We start from the raw sequence: 25,541 nt of genomic DNA, 5'->3' as shown, positions 1-25,541 counted from the left end.
TGCGGGGCGCGGACCGTTCGCCAGACCATTCACCGAACCGCTCCCACCACGTCAGGCGCGCGATGGCAGCAAAGGTGGGGTGCTCGTCATTGCGGCCGTCCCTCCGTACCCGAAGACTGGCCGTATGGCCGCCCGCACCGTGCTCATCCCGTTGTTCGACGACGTCCAGAGCCTGGACGTGACCGGCCCGGCAGAGGTCTTCGCCGGAGCCGCCCTCTGCCGGGGCCCGCGCCCCGGGGACACGTACCGCATCCGCACGGCCTCCCTCGACGGCAGGCCCGTCCGCACCTCCAGCGGGCTCACGCTCGTTCCCGACCACGCACTCGCCGACGCGCCCGCCCCGCACACGCTCCTCGTCCCCGGCGGCCGGGGCACGCGCCGCCCGGATCCGCGCCTGACCGCCTGGCTGCGGGAGCACGGCCCGCGCGCGCAGCGCCTCGTCTCCGTCTGCACGGGCGCCATCCTGCTCGCCGAGGCTGGCCTGCTCGATGGCCGCCGGGTGACCACGCACTGGGCGTACTGCGAGCGCCTCGCCCGCGACCACCCGGCCGTCGAGGTCGACCCGGACCCCATCTACGTACGCGACGGGAACGTGGCGACCTCGGCCGGCGTCACCGCGGGCATCGACCTCGCCCTCGCGCTCGTCGAGGAGGACCACGGCCGCGACACCGCGCTGACGGTCGCCCGCCACCTCGTCGTGTTCCTGCGACGCCCGGGAAACCAGGCCCAGTTCAGTGCCCAGCTCTCCGCCCAGACCGCGCGGCGCGAACCGCTGCGCGAGGTCCAGCACTGGATCACCGAGCACCCCGACGACGACCTCTCCGTCGAGTCGCTCGCCTCCCGCGCCCGCCTCTCGCCGCGCCACTTCGCCCGCGCCTTCCAGGCCGAGACCGGCATGACCCCGGGCCGGTACGTCGACCTGGTCCGCCTCGAACAGGCACGCCGCCTCCTGGAGGACACCTCCGACGGCGTCGAGGAGATCTCCCGCACCTGTGGCTACGGCACCCCCGAGGCGATGCGCCGCGCCTTCACCAGAGCGCTCGGCGCGTCCCCGGCCGAGTACCGCCGCCGCTTCTGCGCACCTGGAACCCGCACAACGGGCCGGCGCCCGTCCGAGCCCACCCATTCCTGACCGAAAGGCACCCGATGAAGATCGCCATCGTCCTTTTCGACCGCTTCACCGCGCTCGACGCCGTCGGCCCCTACGAGACGCTCGGCAGGCTCCCCGACGCGGAACTCACCTTCGTCGCCGAGCGGACCGGACCCGTGCGGTCGGACACCGGACGGCTCGCCCTGACTGCCGACAAGACGCTCTCGGAGCTGACCGACCCGGACATCGTCATCGTCCCCGGCGGGCCGGGCCAGAGCGCGCAGATGGAGAACGAGGTCCTGCTCGACTGGCTGCGTGCCGCCGACGCCACCAGCACCTGGACGACCTCCGTGTGCACGGGGTCGCTGCTCCTCGCCGCCGCCGGTCTGCTGGACGGCCGGCGCGCGACGTCGCACTGGCTGGCGCTCGACGCCCTGAAGAAGTTCGGCGCCGAGCCGACGGGCGAACGGGTCGTCGTCGACGGCAAGTACGTCACCGCCGCCGGGGTTTCCTCCGGCATCGACATGGGCCTGACCCTCGTCGGCACGATCGCGGGCGACGAGCACGCGCAGGCCGTACAGCTGCTCACCGAGTACGACCCGCAGCCGCCGTACGACGCGGGTTCGCCCGAGAAGGCCCCCGCGCACCTCGTGGAGAAGTTCCGCGCGGAGAGCCGCTTTCTCCAGGCGTAGTGCAGAGAGCCGCCTTCTCCGTGCGTAGGCCGGGACAGCCGTTTCATCCTGACGCGGTCGAGGCGACCCGCTTCATCCCGACGTGGTCCAGGTGAAGCGCGGCTTCCTGCGCTCCAGGAACGCGGCGACGCCCTCCGCGGTGTCGCCGCTCCCGCGCGCCTGCTCGGCCCAGTGTGCGGCCCGCTCCACGTGGCCGTCGGCGAAATCCTTCGCCGCGGCCTGCGTCAGCTGCGAGCGCTCACCGAGAATCCGAGCGAACTCGCCGACCCGCTTGTCCAGTTCGTCCCCGGCGAGCACCTCGTCCACGAGCCCGGTCCGCAGGGCACGCTCCGTACCGATCAACTCGCCCGAGAACAACAGGTACTTGGCCGTCGCGGGGCCCACCAGAGAGGCGAGGCGGCGCGTCGAGCCCGCCGGGTACACGATCCCCAGCTTCGACGGCGTGACCCCGAACAGCGCGTCCTCGGCCGCGAACCGCAGGTCACAGGCCGCCGCCAGCTGGCAGCCGCCGCCCACGCAGTACCCGCGCACGGCGGCCAGCGTCGGCTTGGCGAAGGCCGCGAGCGCCTCCTCGGCCGCGACCGCGAGTTCCTGCGCCCGCGACCCCGAGCCGCCGAGCGTGGAGATGTCGGCGCCCGCGCAGAACGTCCCGCCGGCCCCGGTCAGCACAAGCACCCGCACCGCAGGATCGGCGTCGAGGGAAGCGAGCAGCGGCGGCAGCGAGCGCCACATGCCGTCCGTCATCGCGTTCCGTTTGGCGGCGTGGTCGATGACGACGGTGGCGATGCCGTCGGTGACCGAGTGCGTGAGCTGCGGCGGTGTGTGCGACATGCGCCGGATGCTATCCGCATGCCTCGAACGTACGATCAAGAAGGGGTGACCGGCGAGGAGGCGTCATGGCACGGTCACACCACAGAGACGCACGGTCCCATCACGAAGGGGCCGATCCGGCGACGGGCTCGAAGAAGCTGCGGCGCGGATTCGGCTGGATCGCCGGACTCGGCGGCGTCCTCGTGATCGCCGGACTCGTGGGCCTCGTCTACACCGGTGTCGCCACGCTGACGTCGATGCTCCTTTTCGGCTGGCTGCTGCTCATCGGCGGTGTCGTCGGCCTCCTGCACGCCATCCAGTCGAGGGGCACCAATTTCTTCTGGCTGGGCGTCGTCGTCGCCGCGCTCAACCTCGCCGCGGGCGTCGTGGTGATCCGTCACCCGGAGGGCACGGCCGAGGCGCTCACCATGTTCGCGGCGCTGCTGTTCCTCACCGGTGGCGTGTTCCGGCTGGTCGGCGGGCTCGTGGTGCGTGGGCCCCAGTTCGGCTGGACGCTCGTGCAGGGCGCCTTCGGCATCCTGCTCGGCGTCCTCGTCCTCGGTAACTGGCCGAGCAGCAGCCGCTACGTCATCGGTTGCTTCTTCTCGCTCGCGCTGCTCTTCGACGGCCTGGGCCTGCTCGCCACCGGGCTCGGCGGCCGACGCGTCGTGGGGCTCATGACGGCCGATGACGAGTCCAAACACGTACAACCTGAATAGCCATGGAAGAGGGAACTAGAACGGCAGGATCGGTCGCACACCTGACGCTGTCATACGCCAACGGTCAAATTACGTCGATACTCGCTGACTTCTGGTCAGTCATTCGGTATGGACCAGTGGATTCCCAACACTCGATGTGTGGTGACAATCGAGCGCAAGGGCGGCGACCGGACGATGAGCGACCAGGGGTGGGGGTCCCGCCCGAGTCCTCAAGACACTGGGGGAGCGCCCCCCGACCAGCAACCGGGAAGTCCGCTGCCCTACGAGGGGGTCTGGCGCTTCACGGCGCAGGCCGTCGACGCTTCCGTGCCGCAGGCCCGGCACGCCGTCCGTGACCTGCTGGTCCGTCAGGGCGTACCCGCCTCCGACGACCTCGTTCAGGGACTGCTGCTCATCGTCTCCGAGCTGGTCACCAACGCCGTGCGGCACGCGGCCCTGCTCTCACCCGTCCTCGCGGTGGAGGTCGCCGTCGGCGCCGAGTGGGTGCGCGTCTCCGTGGAGGACGAGCACCCCTACCGCCCGACCGCCCTGGAGGCCACCGACGGGCAGACGGGCGGGCGCGGCCTCCTCCTCGTACGCGAGGTCACCCGCGAGGCGGGCGGGGTGTGCGACGTCGAGCACACGGCGAGCGGGGGCAAGGTGATCTGGGCCGCCCTGCCCCTCAAGCCCGCCGGCGCCTGAGCGGCGGACTCACCAGCCGGCGGACGGTCCCGTCAGCTCCCGGATCGCCGGCCGCGCCGCGTCCAGCACGGTCATGAACCACGCCGAGAACGGCCCCTGGGCGTGCCGCACGGCCAGCTCCTCCGCCGTCACGTACGCGGTCTCGCCCACCTCGGAGGGATCCGGCCGCAGCGGCGCCTGGACCATCCCGACGAACAGGTGGTTGAACTCCTGCTCCACCAGGCCCGAGTCCGGGTCCGGGTGGTTGTAGCGCACCGTCCCCGCCTCCGCGAGCAGCGAGGGCGAGACCCCCAGCTCCTCGAACGTCCTGCGGGCGGCCGCGGCGAACGGCGCCTCGCCCGGATACGGGTGCCCGCAGCACGTGTTCGACCACACGCCGGGGGAGTGGTACTTGCCGAGCGCGCGCTGCTGGAGCAGCAGCCGGCCCTGTTCGTCGAAGAGGAACACGGAGAACGCTCTGTGCAGCTGTCCGGGCGCCTGATGCGCGGAGAGCTTCTCCGCCGTGCCGATCGTCCTGCCGTCCTCGTCCACGAGTTCCAGCAAGATCGCTTCTCCGGTGCCGTTCGACGAACTGTTCGCCGCGGTCGCAGGTGTGGTCGGCATACCCATCCTTCGCTTCGGTCCTCGAACCCCAAGTCTGCCGTACCGGGCAGACTGTCCCGGCACTTGGCAGCGCCCGCATGTCCCGCCCGGAGGTCCGGGCGGGACACGCACAGGCTCAGACGCCGAAAGGGGCCGGGTAGGTGATCGTGCCCTGCGGCACCTGCCAGGAACCGTCCGCCGCGCCCAGGACGAGCGCCATCATCGCCTCGTCCGGCGCCTCGAATCCGGGCCGGATGCCGTACCCGGAGGCCGGGGTGAAGCCGAATTTCGGGTAGTACGCCGGGTGTCCCAGTACGAGAACGAGGCGCTCCCCACGCGCGCGTGCCGCGTCGAGCACCGCGCGGACGACGGCCGAACCGGCGCCCCGGCGCTGGTATCGCGGAAGTACCGCGACGGGTGCCAGGGCCGCCGCGGGCGCGCCGCCGACCAGGCAGCGGGTGATCAGCGCGTGCGCCGCCACGGTGCCGTCCGGCGCCTCGGCGACGTACGACAGGCCGGGCAGCCACGCGTCGGTGTCCGCCCGCAGGGCGTCCACCAGGTCGGCCTCCGCCTCCGTCGGGAAGGCGGCGGCGTTCACGGCGTGGACGGCCGTGATGTCGGCGGCCGACTCCGGCCGCGTGGGCCACGACGCCGCGGGGCGCAGCGCGTAGCCGGTGTAACCGTAGTCCCCGCCGTGGTCGCGCCGCATCGCCAGTTCGGCGCGGGAGCCCGCGAGGGCCTCGGCCATGCCGGGTGCCTGCGGGTCCGTGGCGTCGGCGCGCTCGGCGAGCGGGCCGTAGTACTCGTCCCAGTCGGACTCGGGCTGCCGGTGGACGCCGAGCACGGAGTACCCGGCGCCGGTGCAGGCCCGGACGTTCTCCTCGCCCGTCCGCAGCGCGTACTGCGGCTCCCAGAAGGCCCGCGCCTCGGTGGACGGGTCGGCGGCGGTCCACTCGCACTCGGTGAGCACGAGCGTGCCGCCCGGGGCGAGCAGCCGCTTCCACCGCCGCAGCGCGTTGTCGAAGCCGATGGAGTACGCCGAGCTCTCGGCCCAGATCAGATCGAACGAAGCATCCTGATAGGGGAGTTCGCTCATGTCGGCGTTGACGGGGTGGATTCGGTCCGCGAGGCCCCGCGCCTCCGTGGCGGCGCGCAGCTCGTCGAGGAACGGCTCGTGGAGGTCGACCGCGGTGACCTCGCCGCCGGTCTCGGCGGCCAGGAGCAGCGCGGAGCGGCCGGGGCCGCAGCCGAGGTCGAGCACGCGCGGGCGCTCGGGCAGCGGCCCCACGAAGGAGAGGAGCCGCAGGGTGGTGGAGTCGGAGCCGGGGCCCTGCCGGGGAAGTCCGTGGTGCAGGGCGAAGAAGGCGTCACGTACGACGTTGTCGGTCAACGGTTTGAACCCTTGGGTGAGAGGGCCCCGCCGACGCGCACTCCTGCTGGGTGAGCGGGAAGGGTCAGGCGTGGGCCCGGAAGATGGGGATGCACCTGTCGCTGCGCGGGGCAGCGCTCACCGCGACGACAGTCATCAACCCACCTCCTCAAGATTCATGGCCAACGTAGCACGCAGCGTGCACGCCTGGCACGAGAGAGCGGGCAGTCAGTGGCAGAGCTTCGCCTCGTGCTCCGCGTGACCGACCGGCTCCAGCTGGAACGTGCAGTGCTCGACGTCGAAGTGGACGCCGAGGCAGCCCTGGAGCTCGTGCAGCATCTTCTCGTGGCCGATGGCGTTGAGGGCCTCCGAGCTCACGACCACGTGTGCGGACAGGACGGGCATGCCCGACGTGATCGTCCAGGCGTGCAGGTCGTGGATGTCCAGGACGCCGGGGAGCTCCGTGATGTGGGCCCGCACCTCCGCCATGTCGACGCCCTTCGGTGCCGCTTCGAGCAGCACGTTCAGCGTCTCCCGCAGCAGCTTCACGGTCCGCGGGACGATCATGAGGCCGATCGCGATCGACGCGATCGGGTCGGCGGCCTGCCAGCCGGTGGCCAGGATGATCGTCGCCGAGATGATCACGGCGACCGAGCCCAGTGCGTCGGCGGCCACCTCGAGGAAGGCGCCGCGCACGTTGAGGCTCTCCTTCTGGCCGCGCACCAGGATCGACAGCGAGATCATGTTCGCGACGAGACCGATCACGCCGAAGACGATCGTCAGCCCGCCCTCGGTCTCGGCCGGCTCCAGGAACCGCTGGATCGCCTCGACCAGCACATAGCCGCCGACGCCGAGCAGCAGCAGGCAGTTGGCGAGCGCGGCCAGGATCTCGGCGCGGGCGAAGCCGAACGTGCGCTGTTCACTCGCGGGGCGGTTGGCGAAGTGGATGGCGAGCAGCGCCATGCCGAGGCCGAGCGCGTCGGTCGCCATATGGGCGGCGTCCGCGACCAGGGCGAGCGAGTCGGCGAGGAGTCCGCCGACGATCTCGACCACCATCACGGTCAGCGTGATGCCGAGCGCGATGCGCAGCCGGCCCAGATGCGCGGCCGAGACCGTGCCCGTGGGCGCGTGGCTGTGCCCGTGATCGTGTCCGGCCCCCATGGAAACCGCCCTCCGTCCGCTCGTCGGCGCGCCTGGCCGGCCGCCCCCGCGATCACAGTGAACTACGGGTAGGGGGTATCTGCAAACACTGCACTGAACACCGTTGTCATGTGCCCTGACCTGCGGAAATGGCCGCAGGTCAGGGCGTCGCCCGAGTCAGTTGGCGGTGCTCTCCGGATGCCGCAGCCGCCAGCCCGCCCACGCCGACTCGACCATCTCGCGCACCCCACGGCTCGCCGCCCAGCCGAGTTCCTTCGCCGCGAGTTCCGCGGAGGCCACCGCACGCGGGGAGTCGCCCGCGCGGCGCGGCTCGACCACTGCCGCCCGCGGGTCGCCGCTGACCTCGGAGATCAGGTCGACCAGTTCGCGCACGGAGACGCCCTCGCCGGAGCCGATGTTCACCGTCAGGTCGCCCGTCGCGCCCGGCGCGGTCAGTCGCCGCGCGGCCGCGAGATGGGCCTCGGCGAGGTCGGCGACGTGCAGATAGTCACGTACACAGGTGCCGTCCGGCGTGCCGTAGTCGTCACCGAAGATCCGGGGGGCCTCGCCGCGGCTCAGCCGGTCGAAGATCATCGGGATCACATTGAAGATGCCGGTGTCCGCGAGCTCGGGGGCTGCGGCGCCCGCCACGTTGAAGTAGCGCAGGCACACGGTCGCCATGCCGTGCGCCCGGCCGGCCGCGCGCACCAGCCACTCGCCCGCCAGCTTCGTCTCGCCGTAGGGGCTCATCGGCGCGCAGGGGGTGGACTCCGTGATGAGGTCCACATCCGGGTTGCCGTACACGGCAGCGGACGAGGAGAAGACGAAGCGCCGCACGCCAGCCTCGGCGACCGCGTCCAGGAGCACCGCCAGGCCGCCCACGTTGTCGCGGTAGTAGAGCTCGGGCCGCTCCACGGACTCGCCGACCTGTTTGCGGGCCGCGAGATGCACCACACCGGTCACGGAGTGCTCCGCGCACACCCGCTTCACCAGCTCGGGGTCCAGGGCCGAGCCCCTGACCAGCTCGATGTCCGACGGCAGCCGTTCGGTCACCCCGGTCGAGACGTCGTCGAGGACGACCACGTCCTCCCCGGCGGCGGCCATCGCGCGCGCCACATGTGCCCCGATATAACCCGCTCCACCTGTGATCAGCCATGTCATGGTCGACCACCCTAGGGCGTGTCCCTACGTGCCTTCCCGGGCCCTCGCACGAGCAGCGGTTTGTGGGGCGGGGCCTTGATCGACAATGATGACGGGGCGGTCGGGCACACGCAGACCGCTCTTATCGGGCCATGAACGGGCGGTGAACGTCCGCTTCTCATCATCCGATAGCCTCTGCCGACGTGCCGCCCGGCCGCACCAGGCCCGGGGCGCCCCCATCACGCCTGTGCCCGCTGCGCCGGCGTGCAGGCAATCCAAGGAGTGAGTTCGTCTGTCGACCGCCATCGTCACCGGTCAGCCGGTACCCGGGTCGTCGCTCGAGGGCGAGCTGCGGGCACTCGGCTTCGACGTGCGGCTCGCCCCGGACGCCGCACAGGCAGGGACGGCGCTCGCCGCGGTCCCGGCAGGACAGCGGGTCGCGCTCGTCGACGCGGGCTTCGTGGGCCACACCCACGCCCTGCGCCTCGGCCTCACCGACCCCCGCTTCGCCGCCTCGGCCGTTCCCGGAGCCGTCTCCGTACAGCCCGCGGCTCGCGAGGCGCTGACCGGCGCCCTGCGTGACACCGCCGAAGGGCCGTCCGCGGCGGACTTCGGCGCGCGGGCCGGCACCCTGGCCGGTGTGCTCGCCGACCGCGTCGCCGAGCGCCTGGCAGCGGCGTACGGCACCGACGTGCACCGGCCCGAGCTCGGTGAGCTCGTCGCCGCCGTGCCCGCCGACCCGCAGGCCCGCAACGAGGCCCGCCAGGCGGTCGCCGCCGTCGACGACGAGGCGATCCGGCTGCGTACGGCGGTCAAGGCGCGCGACGGCTTCTTCACGACCTACTGCATCAGCCCGTACTCCCGCTACATCGCGCGCTGGTGCGCCCGGCGCGGTTTCACCCCGAACCAGGTGACGACCGCCTCCCTGGTCACCGCGCTGATCGCGGCGGGCTGCGCGGCCACCGGCACCCGCCCCGGCTTCGTCGCCGCGGGCCTGCTGCTCCTCTTCTCCTTCGTCCTGGACTGCACGGACGGGCAGCTCGCCCGCTACTCCCTGCAGTACTCGACGCTCGGCGCCTGGCTCGACGCGACCTTCGACCGGGCCAAGGAGTACGCCTACTACGCGGGCCTCGCGCTCGGCGCGGCCCGCGGCGGTGACGACGTGTGGGCGCTCGCGCTCGGCGCGATGGTCCTGCAGACCTGCCGCCATGTCGTGGACTTCTCCTTCAACGAGGCGAACCACGACGCGACGGCGAACACCAGCCCCACCGCGGCCCTCTCGGACAAGCTCGACAGCGTCGGGTGGACGGTCTGGGTGCGCCGGATGATAGTTCTGCCGATCGGCGAACGCTGGGCCCTGATCGCGGTACTCACCGCGCTGACGACGCCGCGCGTCACGTTCATCGTCCTGCTGATCGGCTGCGCCCTCGCGGCGACGTACACCACGGCCGGCCGCGTCCTGCGCTCGCTGACCCGCCGGGCCACCCGCACGGACCGGGCCGCGCAGGCCCTCGCGGAGCTCTCCGACGGCGGCCCGCTGAGCGAACTCCTCCAGCGCGCGGTGCGCGGTGTGCCTCGTCACACGGCCCCGGCCGTCGCCGCGCTCGGCGCCCTGGTCCTCGTACTCGCCACAGCGCTGTCGGACTACGGCAGCTGGTGGCCCGTCCTCGGCGCCGCCGTCTACGCGCTGACCTCCGCCGCGGCCGTCTCGCGCCCCCTCAAGGGCCCCCTCGACTGGCTGGTCCCGCCCGTCTTCCGCGCCGCCGAATACGGCACGATCCTGCTGATCGCAGCGAAAGCGGACGTAAACGGAGCGTTGCCGGCGGCTTTCGGACTGGTGGCCGCGGTCGCCTACCATCACTACGACACGGTGTACCGCATCCGCGGCGGCACCGGCGCGCCCCCGCGCTGGCTGGTCCGGGCGATCGGCGGGCACGAGGGCAGGACGCTGGTGGTCACGGTGATCGCCGCACTGCTCACCAACACAGATTTCACTGTCGCGCTCACGGCTTGCGCCGTGGCCGTGGCACTGGTGGTGCTCGTCGAGAGCATCCGCTACTGGGTGACCGCCCACAGGCGCGGCGCACCCGCCGTACACGATGAAGGAGAACCCGCATGATCGGCCTCGTGCTGGCTGCCGGCGCCGGACGGCGTCTGCGTCCCTACACCGACACCCTGCCCAAGGCCCTGGTGCCGGTCGGCCCCGAGGGTGACGAGGAGAGCCTCACGGTTCTCGATCTGACGCTCGGCAACTTCGCCGAGATCGGTCTGACCGAGGTCGCGATCATCGTCGGGTACCGCAAGGAGGCCGTCTACGAGCGTCGCGAGGCGCTCGAACAGAAGTACGGCGTCAAGATCACCCTGATCGACAACGACAAGGCCGAGGAGTGGAACAACGCCTACTCCCTGTGGTGCGGCCGTGACGCGATCAAGCACTCGGTGATCCTCGCCAACGGCGACACCGTGCACCCGGTCTCCGTCGAGAAGACGCTGCTCGCCGCCCGCGGCGACGGCAAGAAGATCATCCTCGCCCTCGACACGGTGAAGTCCCTCGCCGACGAGGAGATGAAGGTCGTCGTCGGCCCCGAGGGCGGCATGACGAAGATCACCAAGCTGATGGACCCGGCCGAGGCGACCGGTGAGTACATCGGCGTCACGCTCATCGAGGGCGAGGCGGCCGACGAGCTCGCCGACGCGCTCAAGACCGTCTTCGAGACGGACCCGCAGCAGTTCTACGAGCACGGTTACCAGGAGCTCGTGAACCGCGGCTTCAAGATCGATGTGGCCCCGATCGGCGACGTCAAGTGGGTCGAGATCGACAACCACGACGACCTCGCCAAGGGACGTGTTATCGCGTGCCAGTACTGACGAGGCTCATCCCCTCGCCGGTTGTCGTCGACATCCGGGCGGGGGCGATCGACGACCTGGCGACCGTTCTCGCCGACCAGCGGATCTCTTCGTCCACCGGACGCCTGGCCATCGCGATCAGCGGTGGCTCCGGCGCCGTCCTGCGCAAGCGCCTCGAGCCGCAGCTGCCCCGTGCGGAGTGGTTCGAGGTCGGCGGCGGGACGCTGGACGACGCGATCAAGCTCGCCGATGCCATCAAGAAGGGCCGCTACGACGCGGTCGTGGGCCTCGGCGGCGGCAAGATCATCGACTGCGCCAAGTTCGCCGCGGCGCGCGTCGGCCTGCCGCTGGTCGCCGTCGCGACGAACCTGTCGCACGACGGTCTGTGCTCGCCGGTCGCGACGCTCGACAACGACGCGGGCCGCGGCTCGTACGGTGTGCCGAACCCGATCGCCGTGGTCATCGACCTCGACATCATCCGTGAGGCCCCGGTCCGCTTCGTGCGCTCCGGCATCGGCGACGCCCTGTCCAACATCTCCGCGATCGCGGACTGGGAGCTGGCCGCGCGTGAGCGTGGCGAGGACATCGACGGCCTCGCCGCCGCCATGGCGCGCCAGGCCGGCGAGGCCGTGCTGCGCCACCCCGGCGGCGTGGGGGACGACGCGTTCCTCCAGGTCCTGGCCGAGGGCCTGGTCCTCACCGGTATCGCGATGTCGGTGTCGGGCGACTCCCGTCCGGCCTCCGGCGCCTGCCACGAGATCAACCACGCCTTCGACCTCCTCTTCCCCAAGCGCGCCGCGAGCCACGGCGAGCAGTGCGGCCTGGGCGCGGCCTTCGCGATGTTCCTCCGTGGAGCGCGCGAGGAGTCGCTGTACATGGTCGAGGTCCTGCGCAGGCACGGCCTGCCCGTGACCCCCGAGGAGATCGGCTTCACCGTGGACGAGTTCGTCCAGGTCGTGGAGTTCGCGCCGCAGACCCGTCCGGGCCGGTACACGATCCTCGAGCACCTCAATCTGTCCACCGACCAGATCAGGGACGCCTACGCCGACTATGCAAAAGCCATCGGTAGCTGAGCTCCGCCCGGTCGTTCACCCCGCGGGGGTGAAGGACCGGCGGAGCGGCGAGCACTGGGGCGGGCGGCTCTACATGCGCGAGATCTCGCTGCGTGTGGACCGCCACCTCGTGAACACCAAGGTCACCCCTAACCAGCTGACCTACCTGATGTCCGTCTGCGGTGTCCTCGCGGCCCCCGCGCTGCTGATCCCGGGCATCTGGGGCGCCGTCCTCGGCGTCGTCGCGGTCCAGCTGTACCTGCTGCTCGACTGCGTCGACGGCGAGATCGCCCGGTGGCGCAAGCAGTACTCGCTCGCCGGCGTCTGGATGGACCGCGTCGGCGCGTACCTGACCGACGCAGCGGTCCTCGTCGGCTTCGGTCTGCGCGCCGCCGACCTGTGGGGTTCCGGCCGGATCGACTGGCTGTGGGCCTTCCTCGGCACGCTCGCCGCGCTCGGCGCCATCCTGATCAAGGCCGAGACGGACCTGGTCGGCGTGGCCCGCGCACAGAACGGCCGGGAGCAGGTCAAGGAGTCCGCCTCCGAGATCAAGGCCTCCGGCATGGCGCTTGCCCGCAAGGCGGCGTCCGCGCTGAAGTTCCACCGCCTCATCCTCGGCATCGAGGCATCGCTGCTGATCCTGGTCCTCGCGATCGTCGACCAGATCCGGGGCGACCTGTTCTTCACGCGCCTGGGTGTCGCGGTCCTGGCCGGCATCGCGCTGCTCCAGACCGTGCTGCACCTGGTGTCCATCCTGGCGTCGAGCAGGCTCAAGTGAGTACGGCGATGAAGGTCGGCGCGGTGATCATCACCATGGGCAACCGCCCCGAGGAGCTGCGCGCCCTCCTCGACTCCGTCGCCAAGCAGGACGGCGACCGGGTCGACGTGGTCGTGGTCGGCAACGGCTCCCCGGTCCCGGACGTCCCCGCCGGTGTGCGCACCGTCGAACTGCCCGAGAACCTCGGCATCCCGGGCGGCCGCAACGTCGGCATCGAGGCCTTCGGGCCCTCGGGCTCCGACGTGGACGTGCTGCTCTTCCTCGACGACGACGGTCTCCTGCCGAAGACGGACACCGCTCAGCTGTGCCGCGAGGCTTTCGAGTCCGACCCGAAGCTGGGCATCGTCAGCTTCCGGATCGCCGACCCGGAGACCGGCGTCACCCAGCGCCGCCACGTCCCGCGCCTGCGCGCCGCCGACCCGATGCGCTCCTCGCGCGTCACCACGTTCCTCGGCGGCGCCAACGCGGTGCGCACCCGCGTGATCGCGGAGGTCGGCGGCCTGCCCGACGAGTTCTTCTACGCCCACGAGGAGACCGACCTCGCCTGGCGTGCCCTCGACGCGGGCTGGATGATCGACTACCGCGCGGACATGGTGCTGCACCACCCGACGACGGCCCCCTCCCGGCACGCGGTCTACCACCGCATGGTCGCCAGGAACCGGGTCTGGCTCGCGCGCCGCAATCTGCCCGCGCTCATCGTCCCCGTCTACCTCGGCGTCTGGCTGCTCCTCACGCTCGCCCGCCGACCCTCCGGACCTGCGCTGAAGGCCTGGTTCGGCGGGTTCAAGGAAGGCTGGACGAGCCCGTGCGGCCCCAGGCGTCCCATGAAGTGGCGTACGGTGTGGCGCCTGACCCGACTGGGCCGACCTCCCATTATCTGACAAGCTCGTGTCTGAGAGCATTCGGCCCGTACCCCGGTCCCTGGCTCCTGCCTATGCCCGACCGGCTGCGCACTTTGAAGACGAAAGTTTCCACTAGTGAGTGAGACAACGCATGACGGCGGTGTCGCGGTGACCGCGCGTCCGTCGCCCGATGAGGGGCTCTCCCCGGCCGACCTGGCCGCCAAGTACGGTCTGACCGTCAGTGGCGCCAGGCCCGGCCTGTTCGAGTACGTCAGCCAGCTGTGGGGCCGGCGTCACTTCATCCTCGCCTTCTCACAGGCGAAGCTCACCGCCCAGTACAGCCAGGCCAAGCTCGGCCAGCTCTGGCAGGTGGCGACGCCGCTCCTGAACGCGGCCGTGTACTACCTCATCTTCGGCCTCATCCTGCACGCCAGCCGGGGCATGTCGATGGACGTGTACATCCCGTTCCTGGTCACGGGCGTCTTCGTCTTCACCTTCACGCAGAGCTCGGTGATGGCGGGCGTGCGGGCGATCTCGGGCAATCTGGGCCTGGTGCGCGCCCTGCACTTCCCACGGGCCTCGCTGCCGATCTCGTTCGCGCTCCAGCAGCTCCAGCAGCTGCTGTTCTCGATGATCGTCCTGTTCATCGTCGCGATCGGCTTCGGCAGCTACCCGGGTCTGTCCTGGCTGCTGATCATCCCGGTGCTCGCGCTCCAGTTCCTCTTCAACACCGGACTCGCGCTGATCATGGCGAGGCTGGGCTCGAAGACCCCGGACCTGGCACAGCTCATGCCGTTCGTGATGCGTACGTGGATGTACGCGTCCGGCGTGATGTTCTCCATCCCGATCATGCTGGCCGACAAGCCCGCGTGGGTCGCCGACATCCTGCAGTGGAACCCCGCCGCCATCTACATGGACCTGATGCGCTTCGCGCTCATCGACGGATACGACTCCGGGAACCTGCCGCCGCACGTGTGGGCGGTCGCGGTCGGCTGGTCGGTACTGGTCGCCGCCGGCGGCTTCGTCTACTTCTGGAAGTCCGAGGAGCGGTACGGCCGTGGCTGACGAAGACATCCTGGGCAAGAACGCAGGCAAGGGACACATCCCGACCGTCATCGCGGACGGGCTGCACATCGTGTACCGCGTCAACGGCGCCAAGACGGGCAAGGGCAGCGCGACCTCCGCGTTGAGCCGCATCGTCAAGCGCGGCGAGGAGCGCGGCGTCCGCAAGGTGCACGCCGTCAAGGGCGTCACCTTCACCGCGTACCGCGGCGAGGCCATCGGCCTGATCGGCTCGAACGGGTCCGGCAAGTCGACCCTGCTGCGTGCCATCGCCGGGCTCCTGCCGGCGGAGAAGGGCAAGGTCTTCACCGACGGCCAGCCCTCGCTCCTCGGTGTGAACGCGGCGCTCATGAACGACCTGACGGGCGAGCGGAACGTCATACTCGGCGGGCTCGCGATGGGTATGTCCCGCGAGCAGATCCGGGAGCGCTACCAGGAGATCGTCGACTTCTCGGGCATCAACGAGAAGGGCGACTTCATCACGCTCCCGATGCGCACCTACTCCTCCGGTATGGCGGCGCGGCTGCGCTTCTCCATCGCGGCCGCGAAGGACCACGACGTCCTCATGATCGACGAGGCCCTGGCCACGGGTGACCGCAAGTTCCAGAAGCGCTCCGAGGCCCGCATCCGGGAGCTGCGCAAGGAGGCCGGCACGGTCTTCCTCGTCAGTCACAACAACAAGTCGATCCGCGACACCTGCGACCGTGTGCTCTGGCTGGAGCGCGGCGAGCTGCGTATGGACGGACCGACAGCTGAGGTACTCAAGGAGTACGAGAAGTTCACGGGCAAGTAGTCCGGGCGCCCCCCGGGCAACCCTTCGCACCCGTTTTCGCGTCCAAGGCCCCGCCGGGATATCTTCGGCGGGGCCTTGGCATGCATGTAGATGGCAATTAATTCCCGCTGAGGTCAAGCGGAGGTCAACTTCCTTGCGTGCAGGGAATCTTGGGGCCGATCGGTGTGTTGTTGTGATCTGCGGGAAACCCCGCCGGGGCGGGGCCGGTTGTACAACGTAAGCTGTACCGGTGCCGATTCGCGGCAAAGGGGCGATAATGCGCGACACCCTGACTCGGGGGTCGGTCTGCCGCGCGTGAGACTGGGCGGCGTGTCCGAAATGGGATGTTTTGGGTCAGCAGTGTAGAACGGGAGATGTGACGGCAATGGCTATGGAAACTCTCCAGCTCCACGATGCTCTCGCCGTCCTAGTACCGGGCAGCGCGTGGTGACGGGATCATCGGGAGCGCCCGCCGGGTCCCCGGCCGGGGCGACACTCGACAAGGCCGCCGACGAGAATTTTCCGGTGGCCCCTTTCTTCCTGCCCCGGGACTGGCGCGACGACCTCATGGCGGTCTACGGCTTCGCCCGCCTCGTCGACGACATCGGTGACGGCGACCTCGCTCCCGGCGGCGCCGACGCCCGCCTCCTGGGCGTGTCACCCGAACGGGCCGATGACGACCGACTGGCTTTGCTCGACGCCTTCGAGGCTGACCTTCACCGGGTGTTCGATTCCACCCCCCGTCATCCCCTTCTGCGCGCCCTGCAGCCCACCGTGCACCGCCGCGGCCTCACCCCCGAACCCTTCCTCGGCCTCATCCAGGCCAACCGCCAGGACCAGCTGGTCACGCGCTACGAGACGTACGACGACCTGCTGGCCTACTGCGAGCTCTCCGCCAACCCGGTCGGCCGCCTCGTCCTCGCGATCACCGGCACGGCGACCCCCGAGCGCATCCGCCTCTCGGATTCCGTGTGCACCGGCCTGCAGATCGTCGAACACCTTCAGGACGTCGGCGAGGACCTACGGCAGGGGCGGATCTATCTGCCCGCCGAAGACATGAAACAGTTCCACGTCCAGGAGTCCGATCTCGCCGCACCCACGGCGGGCGCATCGGTGCGCGCCCTGGTCGCGTTCGAGGCCGAACGCGCCCTCGGTCTCCTGAATGAAGGCACCCCCCTCGTGGGTAGCGTCCACGGCAGGCTGAAGCTGCTGCTTGCCGGGTTCGTGGCAGGGGGGAAGGCGGCGGTCACCGCGATCGCCGCCGTTTCGTACGACGTACTTCCTGGACCGCCCAAGCCCACCAAGCTCCGGTTGCTGCGTGAGGTGGGAGCGACTCTGCGAGGAGAGGGGTGAGCCGGACCGTGGAGTCAGACCAGCACGTGTCGGCAGCGGTACTCGCCGCATACAGCTACTGCGAGACCGTGACCGGACAGCAGGCGCGCAACTTCGCCTACGGCATCAGGCTGCTGCCGACGGCCAAGCGGCGGGCCATGTCGGCGGTGTACGCGTTCTCGCGCCGTGTCGACGACATCGGCGACGGAGGGCTGCCGCCGGACGTCAAGGCCGACCGGCTCGACGAGACCCGGGCGCTGCTCGCCCGGGTCCGTGACGGCGATGTGGCGGAGGACGACACCGACCCGGTGGGCGTGGCCCTCGCGCATGCCGCGCACCGGTTCCCGATCCCGCTCGGCGGCCTCGACGAGCTCATCGACGGTGTCCTGATGGACCTGCGCGGCGAGACGTACGAGACCTGGGACGACCTCAAGGTCTACTGCCGCTGCGTCGCCGGCGCCATCGGCCGGGTCTCGCTCGGCATCTTCGGCACCGAGCCGGGCGCGCGCGGCGCCGAGCGCGCCTCCGAGTACGCGGACACGCTCGGGCTCGCGCTCCAGCTCACGAACATCCTGCGCGACGTGCGGGAGGACGCGGCGGACGGGCGCACCTACCTGCCGGCCGACGACCTCGCCAAGTTCGGCTGCTCGGCCGGCTTCGACGCCCCGACGCCCCCGGCGGGCTCGGACTTCGCGGGCCTCGTGCACTTCGAGGTGCGCCGCGCCCGCGCCCTGTTCGCCGAGGGATACCGGCTGCTTCCGCTTCTCGACCGGCGCAGCGGCGCCTGCGTCGCCGCCATGGCCGGCATCTACCGGCGCCTGCTCGACCGCATCGAACGCGAGCCCGAGGCCGTCCTGCGCGGCCGCGTCTCGCTCCCCGGGCGCGAGAAGGCCTACGTCGCCGTGCGCGGCCTGTCCGGACTCGACGCCCGCAGCGTCTCCCGGCAGTCCCTCAGGAGGCGTGTCTGATGAGCGCGTCCGACAGAGCGGTCCGCACCGACGGGAAACGGCGGGCAACCCTCCACGCCGACGCGGCGTCCATGACTTCAGCGGCCTGCCGTGCGTCTTTCAACCATCGCGCGCACACTGACGGAGCGGCCGAAGGGGAGGGCGCATGAGCGACGGGAACATGCGGCCCGACGGGCCGGGAGCGAACACCGCCGGCGGCACCGGACGGCAGACCGCGGTCGTGGTCGGCGGAGGTCTCGCCGGGTCCACGGCCGCCCTCGCGCTCGCCGACGCGGGCCTCGACGTCACCCTGCTCGAAGGACGCCCGAGGCTGGGCGGCCTCGCGTTCTCCTTCAAGCGCGGTGACCTCACCATCGACAACGGCCAGCATGTGTACCTGCGCTGCTGCACCGCCTACCGCTGGTTCCTCGACCGCATCGACGGCACGGCCCTGTCGCCCCTGCAGGAACGTCTCGACGTACCCGTACTCGACGCCGACAGGAACCGGCTCGGCAGACTGCGCCGCACCGCGCTGCCCGTGCCGCTGCATCTCGCCGCGAGCCTCGCCACGTATCCGCATCTCTCGCTCGCCGAGCGCGCCAACGTAGGGCGTGCCGCGCTCGCCCTCAAGGGGCTCGACCTGGGCGATCCGGCCCTGGACGAACGGGACTTCGGCAGCTGGCTGGCCGAGCACGGCCAGTCGCGCCGCGCCATCGAGGCCCTCTGGGACCTGGTGGGCGTCGCCACCCTGAATGCCGTCGCCGGCGAGTCCTCGCTCGGGCTCGCCGCCATGGTGTTCAAGACGGGGCTGCTGTCCGAACCGGGCGCGGCCGACATCGGCTGGGCGCGCGTCCCCCTCGGTGACCTCCACGACACTCTCGCCCGCAAGGCGCTCGACTCCGCGGGCGTACGCACCGAACTCCGTGCACGCGTCACCTCCATCTCCCGTACCGAGAACGGACGTTGGAGCGTGGAGGTTCTCGGCGAGCGGATCACGGCGGACACCGTCGTCCTCGCCGTGCCCCAGCGCGAGACGTACGACCTGCTGCCCGACGGCGCGCTCGACGACGCCGAGCGGCTGCTCGCCATCGGGACCGCGCCGATCCTCAACCTGCACGTCGTCTACGACCGCAAGGTCCTCAAGCGGCCCTTCTTCACTGCGCTCGGCTCGCCCGTGCAGTGGGTCTTCGACCGCACGGAAGCCTCCGGACTCACCGAGGGGCAGTACCTCGCCGTGTCCCAGTCCGCCGCGCAGGACGAGATCGACGAGCCCGTCGCCGTGCTCCGCGAGCGCTACCTGCCCGAGTTCGAGCGGCTGCTGCCCGCCGCCCGGGGCGCGAAGGTACTCGACTTCTTCGTCACCCGGGAGCGCACGGCGACCTTCGCGCCGGCCCCCGGCGTCGGCGCGCTGCGGCCCACGGCCCGCACCAACGCCCCCGGCCTGTACCTGGCCGGCGCGTGGACCGCCACCGGGTGGCCCGCGACCATGGAAAGCGCGGTACGCAGCGGTGTCAGCGCCGCCGATGCCGCTCTCGCCGCACTCGACCGCCCACGCGGTCATCTGTTCCGGGAGGCGGCATGAAGCTCGATCTCCAGGGGGCGGACCATCCGGCCCCCGGCGACGCAACAAAAGGAGACCCTGTGCCCGCTGTGCCCTCGGCCGAACCGGCTGCCGACGCGGTGGACGTGACCGCGCTGCTCGAGCGCGGCCGGACCCTGGCCACCCCGGTGCTGCGGGCCGCCGTGGACCGCCTCGCACACCCGATGGACACCGTCGCCGCCTACCACTTCGGCTGGATCGACGCGCAGGGCAATCCATCCGAGGGCGACGGCGGCAAGGCCGTACGCCCCGCGCTCGCCGTGCTGTCCGCCCAGGTCCCGGGCGCGGCACCCGAGGTGGGTGTGCCCGGCGCGGTCGCCGTCGAGCTGGTGCACAACTTCTCGCTCCTGCACGACGACCTGATGGACGGCGACGAACAGCGCCGCCACCGGGACACCGTCTGGAAGGTGCACGGCCCGGCGCAGGCCATCCTCGTCGGCGACGCGCTCTTCGCCCTCGCCAACGAGGTGCTCCTCGAACTCGGCACCGTCGAGGCCGGCCGTGCCACGCGTCGCCTGACCTCCGCCTCGCGCGCCCTCATCGACGGGCAGGCGCAGGACATCAGCTACGAGCACCGCGAGCGGGTCACCGTCGAGGAGTGCCTGGAGATGGAGGGCAACAAGACCGGCGCCCTGCTGGCCTGCGCCTCCTCCATCGGCGCCGTGCTCGGCGGCGCCGACGACCGGACCGCGGACCAGCTGGAGAAGTACGGCTACCACCTCGGTCTCGCCTTCCAGGCCGTCGACGACCTGCTCGGGATCTGGGGCGACCCGGAGGCCACCGGCAAGCAGACCTGGAGCGATCTGCGCCAGCGCAAGAAGTCACTGCCCGTCGTCGCCGCGCTCGCCGCGGGCGGCCCCGCGTCCGAGCGGCTCGGTGAACTCCTCGCCGCCGACGCCAAGAGCAGCGACTTCGACACCTTCTCCGAGGAGGAGTTCGCGGCCCGCGCCGCCCTCATCGAGGAGGCCGGCGGCCGCGACTGGACCGCCGAGGAGGCGCGCCGGCAGTACGCCGTCGCCATCGAGGCCCTGGACTCCGTCCAGATGCAGGATCAGGTACGGGCGCAGTTCGTCGCGCTCGCGGACTTCGTCGTCGTACGAAAGAGATGATCACTATCGGCCGCATATGACTCGCAGTCGCCGGCCGGTGTCCATCCAGGGCATCGGCCGACGGCGGACCCAGCAGAGATCGAGCACTGCACGAAGGGGAAGCCATGACAGCGACGACCGACGGAAGCAGCGGAGCGGCAGCTCCCGGCGCGACCTCGGCCACCACTGCCCAATTGACCGACACGAGCCCCGGGGCGGCCGGGACGCACGACGCCGCCACCCGTTCCGTCCAGCGCGCCACGGACTTCCTGCTCGCCCGGCAGGACGCACAGGGCTGGTGGAAGGGGGACCTCGACACGAACGTCACGATGGACGCCGAGGACCTGCTGCTGCGCCAGTTCCTCGGGATCGGGGACGAGGCGACCACCCGCGCCGCCGGGCTCTTCATCCGAGGTGAACAGCGCGACGACGGCACCTGGGCCACGTTCCACGGCGGCCCGGGCGAACTCTCCACCACCATCGAGGCGTACGTGGCCCTGCGCCTGGCCGGGGACGCCCCCGACGAGCCGCACATGGCGAAGGCCTCCGCCTGGATCCGGGAGCGGGGCGGGATCGCCGCGAGCCGCGTCTTCACCCGCATCTGGCTGGCCCTGTTCGGCTGGTGGAAGTGGGACGACCTGCCCGAACTGCCCCCGGAACTCCTCTACTTCCCGAAGTGGATGCCGCTCAACATCTACGACTTCGGCTGCTGGGCCCGCCAGACCATCGTGCCGCTCACGGTCGTCTCCGCGAAGCGCCCGGTACGGCCCGCGCCCTTCCCGCTCGACGAGCTCCACACCGACGCGCGGAACCCCAACCCGGCCAAGCCCCTTGCCCCCGTGGCGAGTTGGGACGGCGCCTTCGAGCGGCTCGACAAGGCGATGCACCTGTACCGCAAGGTCGCGCCGCGCAGGCTGCGCAAGGCGGCCATGAACTCGGCCGCCCGCTGGATCATCGAGCGCCAGGAGAACGACGGCTGCTGGGGCGGCATCCAGCCCCCGGCGGTGTACTCCGTCATCGCCCTCCACCTCCTCGGCTACGACCTCGAACACCCCGTGATGAAGGCGGGGTTGGAGTCCCTCGACCGGTTCGCCGTGTGGCGCGAGGACGGGGCCCGGATGATCGAGGCCTGCCAGTCGCCCGTGTGGGACACCTGTCTCGCCGTCATCGCCCTCGCCGACGCCGGCCTGCCCGCCGACCACCCCCGGCTCGTCAAGGCCGCCGACTGGATGCTCCGGGAGCAGATCGACCGGCCCGGCGACTGGTCCGTCCGCAGGCCCCAACTAGCGTCCGGCGGCTGGGCGTTCGAGTTCCACAACGACAACTACCCCGACATCGACGACACCGCCGAGGTCGTCCTCGCGCTGCGCCGCGTCCGGCACCCGGACCGGACGCGCATGGAGAAGGCCATCGAGCGGGGGGTGCGCTGGAACCTCGGCATGCAGTCGAAGAACGGCGCCTGGGCCGCCTTCGACGTCGACAACACCAGCCCGTTCCCGAACCGGCTGCCGTTCTGCGACTTCGGCGAGGTCATCGACCCCCCGTCCGCGGACGTCACCGGGCACGTGGTGGAGATGCTCGCCGTCGAGGGCATGTCGCACGACCCGCGCACCCGGCGCGGCATCGAGTGGCTGCTCGCCGAACAGGAGCCGAACGGAGCCTGGTTCGGCCGCTGGGGCGTCAACTACGTATACGGGACAGGGTCGGTGCTGCCCGCCTTGACCGCCGCCGGGCTGCCCCCCTCACACCCCGCCGTCCGCCGCGCCGTCGCCTGGCTCGAATCTGTCCAGAACGACGACGGCGGCTGGGGCGAGGACCTGCGCTCCTACCGCTACGAGGACTGGAAGGGCCACGGCGTCTCGACCGCCTCGCAGACCGGCTGGGCGCTGATGGCGCTCCTGTCGGCGGGGGAGCGGGACTCCAAGGCCGTCGAGCGAGGAGTCGCCTGGCTGACCGAGACCCAGCTGGAGGACGGCACCTGGGACGAGCCGTACTTCACCGGCACCGGCTTCCCATGGGACTTCTCGATCAACTACCACCTCTACCGCCACGTCTTCCCGCTCACGGCACTCGGCCGGTATGTCCACGGGGAGCCGTTCGCCGATCAGGCGGCCTTGACGGGCAAGGGGAGCTGATGACCGGATCACCGGCGGCCCCGCGCCCGCCGGACGCCGCCCCGCTGCTGGTCGCCTGCGCGCTCGGCATCGAGTACTTCGCCCTGCGCACCGGCGCCCGCACCGGAGCACCGGCCCACGTCACCGTGCTGCGCACCGGCATGGGACCCAGGGCGGCCGAGCGGTCCGTGGCCAAGGCCCTCGAGGACCCCGTCCTGCACGACGCGGCCGTCGTCGCGACCGGCTTCTGCGCCGGCCTCGCCCCCGGCATGCACCCGGGCGACCTGGTCGTCGCCGAGGAGACCCGCGACCCGTACGGCCCCACGCCGTGCACCGGCACGGAACTTCTCGTCAAGGAGCTGGTCAGGGCGGTACCGGGACGGACCGTGCACACCGGCCCGCTCACCGGCTCCGACCATGTCGTGCGCGGCCACGAGCGCGGCGACCTGCTCGCCACGGGCGCGATCGCCGTGGACATGGAGTCGGCGGCCACGCTGCGCACGGCGGCCGCGCGGGGCCCGCGCCCGGTTGCGGCCGTACGGGTGGTCGTGGACGCTCCAGAACATGAACTCGTCCGTATCAGCACGGTGCGCGGTGGAATATCGGCTTTCCGCGTTCTTCGTGCCGTGCTTCCCGCATTTTTCGAATGGCACCGTTCTTTGCTGCTCCCCCGGAGGTGAGCCAGATGGCCATGCCGCTTCGTCAGTCCATCAAGGTCGCGACGTACCTCATTGAACAGAAGGTTCGCAAGCGCGACAAGTTCCCGCTCATTGTCGAACTGGAGCCGCTGTACGCCTGCAACCTCAAGTGCGAGGGCTGCGGAAAGATCCAGCACCCCGCCGGAGTGCTCAAGCAGCGGATGCCCGTGGCGCAGGCCGTGGGCGCCGTGTTGGAGTCCGGCGCGCCGATGGTGTCCATCGCCGGCGGCGAGCCGCTGATGCACCCGCATATCGACGAGATCGTCCGGCAGCTGGTGGCGAAGAAGAAGTACGTCTTCCTCTGCACGAACGCGCTGCTCATGCGCAAGAAGATGGACAAGTTCACGCCCTCGCCGTACTTCGCCTTCACGGTGCACATCGACGGGATGCGCGAGCGTCACGACGAGTCCGTCGCCAAGGAAGGCGTCTTCGACGAGGCGGTGGAGGCGATCAAGGAGGCCAAGAAGCGAGGCTTCCGCGTCACCACGAACTCCACCTTCTTCAACACGGACACCCCGCAGAACATCATCGAGGTCCTGAACTACCTCAACGACGACCTCGAGGTCGACGAGATGATGCTCTCGCCCGCCTATGCCTACGAGAAGGCGCCCGACCAGGAGCACTTCCTGGGCGTCGAGCAGACCCGGGAACTCTTCAAGAAGGCCTTCGCGGGCGGCAACAGGCGCCGCTGGCGCCTCAACCACTCGCCGCTGTTCCTCGACTTCCTCGAGGGCAAGGTCGACTTCCCGTGCACGGCGTGGGCGATCCCGAACTACTCGCTCTTCGGCTGGCAGAAGCCCTGCTACCTGATGGCGGACGGGTACGTGACCACGTACAAGGACCTCATCGAGAAGACCGACTGGGACGCCTACGGGCGTGGCAAGGACGAGCGCTGCAACAACTGCATGGCGCACTGCGGCTACGAGCCGACGGCCGTCCTCGCCACGATGGGCTCGCTCAAGGAGTCCATCCGCGCCGCCCGCGAGACCGTCTCCGGAAACCGCGGGTGACACGGACATGACCTCGGGAGAGCCCGTCTCACTGGGGCTCCCTTCGCTGCCGGTCCGACCGATCGCCGACCGCAGAACGAGTCGGCAGATCCACGTCGGGCCGGTGGCAGTGGGGGGCGGAGCGCCGGTGTCCGTGCAGTCGATGACGACGACACGGACCTCGGACATCGGGGCCACGCTGCAGCAGATCGCCGAACTGACGGCGTCCGGCTGCCAGATCGTGCGGGTGGCGTGCCCCACGCAGGACGACGCCGACGCGCTCGCGACCATCGCGAGGAAGTCGCAGATCCCCGTCATCGCGGACATCCACTTCCAGCCGAAGTACGTCTTCGCCGCCATCGAGGCGGGCTGCGCGGCGGTCCGGGTGAACCCGGGCAACATCAAGCAGTTCGACGACAAGGTCAAGGAGATCGCGCAGGCGGCCAAGGACCACGGCACCCCCATCCGTATCGGGGTCAACGCAGGTTCCCTGGACGCCCGGCTGCTGAAGAAGTACGGGAAGGCGACGCCCGAGGCGCTCGTCGAGTCGGCGCTGTGGGAGGCGTCCCTCTTCGAGGAGCACGGGTTCCGCGACATCAAGATCTCGGTCAAGCACAACGACCCCGTGGTGATGGTGAACGCCTACCGGCAGCTCGCCGCTGCCAGTGACTATCCGCTGCATCTGGGTGTGACCGAGGCGGGCCCGGCGTTCCAGGGCACCATCAAGTCCGCCGTCGCGTTCGGCGCGTTGCTGAGTGAGGGGATCGGCGACACGATCCGCGTCTCGCTGTCCGCGCCGCCGGTCGAGGAGATCAAGGTCGGCATCCAGATCCTGGAGTCGCTGGGGCTGCGTGAGCGGCGCCTGGAGATCGTGTCGTGCCCGTCGTGCGGGCGGGCGCAGGTCGACGTCTACAAGCTGGCCGACGAGGTCTCCGCGGGCCTCGACGGGATGGAGGTGCCCCTTCGGGTCGCCGTCATGGGGTGTGTGGTGAACGGTCCCGGCGAGGCGCGCGAGGCGGATCTCGGCGTCGCGTCGGGCAACGGCAAGGGCCAGATCTTCGTGAAGGGCGAGGTCATCAAGACCGTCCCCGAGTCGAAGATCGTCGAGACCCTCATCGAAGAGGCGATGAAGATCGCCGAGCAGATGACGGACGCCGGGGTGGCCTCGGGCGCTCCCGACGTCACCGTGAGCTGAGG

Annotated in this window: 25 protein-coding genes; 20 read left to right on the top strand and 5 right to left on the bottom strand. The window is 70.7% G+C overall.

Features of this window, described 5'->3' with window-relative positions; all coding sequences use genetic code 11:
• The first annotated feature begins 124 nt into the window (after positions 1-124).
• Both OG574_RS12370 and OG574_RS12365 read left to right on the top strand, forming a co-directional pair.
• Positions 125-1,132, top strand: a complete 1,008-nt coding sequence (locus tag OG574_RS12370; protein WP_326773244.1) for a GlxA family transcriptional regulator — start codon at positions 125-127, stop codon at positions 1,130-1,132.
• 14 nt (positions 1,133-1,146) lie between these two features.
• Positions 1,147-1,782 (top strand): DJ-1/PfpI family protein, encoded by a 636-nt coding sequence (locus OG574_RS12365; protein ID WP_326773243.1) that lies wholly within the window; start codon positions 1,147-1,149, stop codon positions 1,780-1,782.
• Positions 1,783-1,854: 72 nt separating this feature from the next.
• Here the strand turns inward: OG574_RS12365 and OG574_RS12360 are convergent, their stop codons facing one another.
• Complete coding sequence (locus OG574_RS12360) at positions 1,855-2,613, bottom strand: enoyl-CoA hydratase/isomerase family protein (RefSeq protein WP_326773242.1); 759 nt, start codon at positions 2,611-2,613, stop codon at positions 1,855-1,857.
• Between the two features lie 65 nt (positions 2,614-2,678).
• Here OG574_RS12360 and OG574_RS12355 point away from each other — a divergent pair, with 65 nt between their 5' ends.
• Together OG574_RS12355 and OG574_RS12350 are read left to right on the top strand one after the other, a co-directional pair.
• Entirely contained in the window at positions 2,679-3,311 is a 633-nt protein-coding gene (locus OG574_RS12355; protein ID WP_326773241.1) for an HdeD family acid-resistance protein, read from the top strand.
• 174 nt (positions 3,312-3,485) lie between these two features.
• Entirely contained in the window at positions 3,486-3,992 is a 507-nt protein-coding gene (locus OG574_RS12350) for an ATP-binding protein (RefSeq protein WP_442816923.1), read from the top strand.
• Positions 3,993-4,001: 9 nt separating this feature from the next.
• Here the strand turns inward: OG574_RS12350 and idi are convergent, their stop codons facing one another.
• The 4 genes from idi to galE form a co-directional block, all read right to left on the bottom strand.
• The gene (gene idi, locus OG574_RS12345; RefSeq protein ID WP_116507592.1) at positions 4,002-4,595 is read right to left on the bottom strand and encodes an isopentenyl-diphosphate Delta-isomerase; all 594 of its coding nucleotides are present in this window, start codon (positions 4,593-4,595) and stop codon (positions 4,002-4,004) included.
• Between the two features lie 115 nt (positions 4,596-4,710).
• Complete coding sequence (locus OG574_RS12340; RefSeq protein WP_326773239.1) at positions 4,711-5,964, bottom strand: bifunctional class I SAM-dependent methyltransferase/N-acetyltransferase; 1,254 nt, start codon at positions 5,962-5,964, stop codon at positions 4,711-4,713.
• Between the two features lie 207 nt (positions 5,965-6,171).
• A complete protein-coding gene (locus OG574_RS12335; RefSeq protein WP_100591687.1) occupies positions 6,172-7,104 on the bottom strand; it encodes a cation diffusion facilitator family transporter in 933 nt (310 codons plus the stop codon).
• Between the two features lie 156 nt (positions 7,105-7,260).
• Complete coding sequence (galE, locus tag OG574_RS12330; RefSeq protein WP_326773238.1) at positions 7,261-8,244, bottom strand: UDP-glucose 4-epimerase GalE; 984 nt, start codon at positions 8,242-8,244, stop codon at positions 7,261-7,263.
• A 271-nt stretch (positions 8,245-8,515) separates the two neighbouring features.
• Here galE and OG574_RS12325 point away from each other — a divergent pair, with 271 nt between their 5' ends.
• The 16 genes from OG574_RS12325 to ispG all read left to right on the top strand — a co-directional run bounded on the left by OG574_RS12325 (position 8,516) and on the right by ispG (position 25,539).
• Positions 8,516-10,342, top strand: coding sequence for a DUF5941 domain-containing protein (locus tag OG574_RS12325; protein WP_326778443.1), 1,827 nt, complete (start codon positions 8,516-8,518; stop codon positions 10,340-10,342).
• On the top strand, positions 10,339-11,091 hold the full coding sequence (locus OG574_RS12320; RefSeq protein ID WP_326773237.1) for a phosphocholine cytidylyltransferase family protein: 753 nt from the start codon (positions 10,339-10,341) through the stop codon (positions 11,089-11,091). Before OG574_RS12325 ends, OG574_RS12320 begins: the two co-directional genes overlap by 4 nt.
• A complete protein-coding gene (locus OG574_RS12315) occupies positions 11,079-12,143 on the top strand; it encodes an iron-containing alcohol dehydrogenase family protein (protein WP_100591691.1) in 1,065 nt (354 codons plus the stop codon). Before OG574_RS12320 ends, OG574_RS12315 begins: the two co-directional genes overlap by 13 nt.
• On the top strand, positions 12,121-12,900 hold the full coding sequence (locus OG574_RS12310; protein WP_326773236.1) for a CDP-alcohol phosphatidyltransferase family protein: 780 nt from the start codon (positions 12,121-12,123) through the stop codon (positions 12,898-12,900). The genes OG574_RS12315 and OG574_RS12310 overlap by 23 nt, the downstream gene beginning before the upstream one ends.
• A gap of 8 nt (positions 12,901-12,908) precedes the next feature.
• Positions 12,909-13,781 (top strand): glycosyltransferase family 2 protein, encoded by an 873-nt coding sequence (locus tag OG574_RS12305; RefSeq protein ID WP_383081764.1) that lies wholly within the window; start codon positions 12,909-12,911, stop codon positions 13,779-13,781.
• A gap of 96 nt (positions 13,782-13,877) precedes the next feature.
• Positions 13,878-14,807, top strand: a complete 930-nt coding sequence (locus OG574_RS12300; RefSeq protein ID WP_326773235.1) for an ABC transporter permease — start codon at positions 13,878-13,880, stop codon at positions 14,805-14,807.
• The gene (locus tag OG574_RS12295; protein ID WP_227298363.1) at positions 14,800-15,597 is read left to right on the top strand and encodes an ABC transporter ATP-binding protein; all 798 of its coding nucleotides are present in this window, start codon (positions 14,800-14,802) and stop codon (positions 15,595-15,597) included. The genes OG574_RS12300 and OG574_RS12295 overlap by 8 nt, the downstream gene beginning before the upstream one ends.
• 426 nt (positions 15,598-16,023) lie before the next feature.
• Complete coding sequence (gene hpnC / locus OG574_RS12290) at positions 16,024-16,929, top strand: squalene synthase HpnC (protein WP_100591833.1); 906 nt, start codon at positions 16,024-16,026, stop codon at positions 16,927-16,929.
• Complete coding sequence (gene hpnD, locus OG574_RS12285; RefSeq protein WP_100591694.1) at positions 16,926-17,876, top strand: presqualene diphosphate synthase HpnD; 951 nt, start codon at positions 16,926-16,928, stop codon at positions 17,874-17,876. Before hpnC ends, hpnD begins: the two co-directional genes overlap by 4 nt.
• A complete protein-coding gene (locus tag OG574_RS52755; RefSeq protein ID WP_442816816.1) occupies positions 17,876-18,025 on the top strand; it encodes a DUF6380 family protein in 150 nt (49 codons plus the stop codon). Before hpnD ends, OG574_RS52755 begins: the two co-directional genes overlap by 1 nt.
• Positions 18,022-19,437, top strand: coding sequence for a hydroxysqualene dehydroxylase HpnE (gene hpnE, locus OG574_RS12280; protein ID WP_326773234.1), 1,416 nt, complete (start codon positions 18,022-18,024; stop codon positions 19,435-19,437). Before OG574_RS52755 ends, hpnE begins: the two co-directional genes overlap by 4 nt.
• On the top strand, positions 19,434-20,564 hold the full coding sequence (locus OG574_RS12275) for a polyprenyl synthetase family protein (protein WP_100591696.1): 1,131 nt from the start codon (positions 19,434-19,436) through the stop codon (positions 20,562-20,564). Before hpnE ends, OG574_RS12275 begins: the two co-directional genes overlap by 4 nt.
• A 104-nt stretch (positions 20,565-20,668) precedes the next feature.
• On the top strand, positions 20,669-22,678 hold the full coding sequence (gene shc, locus OG574_RS12270) for a squalene--hopene cyclase (RefSeq protein ID WP_326773233.1): 2,010 nt from the start codon (positions 20,669-20,671) through the stop codon (positions 22,676-22,678).
• Entirely contained in the window at positions 22,678-23,337 is a 660-nt protein-coding gene (locus tag OG574_RS12265; protein ID WP_326773232.1) for a phosphorylase family protein, read from the top strand. The genes shc and OG574_RS12265 overlap by 1 nt, the downstream gene beginning before the upstream one ends.
• 5 nt (positions 23,338-23,342) lie before the next feature.
• Entirely contained in the window at positions 23,343-24,365 is a 1,023-nt protein-coding gene (hpnH, locus tag OG574_RS12260) for an adenosyl-hopene transferase HpnH (protein WP_100591699.1), read from the top strand.
• A gap of 7 nt (positions 24,366-24,372) precedes the next feature.
• Positions 24,373-25,539 (top strand): flavodoxin-dependent (E)-4-hydroxy-3-methylbut-2-enyl-diphosphate synthase, encoded by a 1,167-nt coding sequence (gene ispG / locus OG574_RS12255; RefSeq protein ID WP_326773231.1) that lies wholly within the window; start codon positions 24,373-24,375, stop codon positions 25,537-25,539.
• The last annotated feature ends 2 nt before the right edge of the window (positions 25,540-25,541 follow it).

It is taken from the genome of Streptomyces sp. NBC_01445 (assembly GCF_035918235.1).
In the GTDB taxonomy this organism is placed as follows: domain Bacteria; phylum Actinomycetota; class Actinomycetes; order Streptomycetales; family Streptomycetaceae; genus Streptomyces.
The sequence above is the reverse complement of the archived record's forward strand: the minus strand, read 5'-3'. Positions and strand labels throughout refer to the sequence as shown.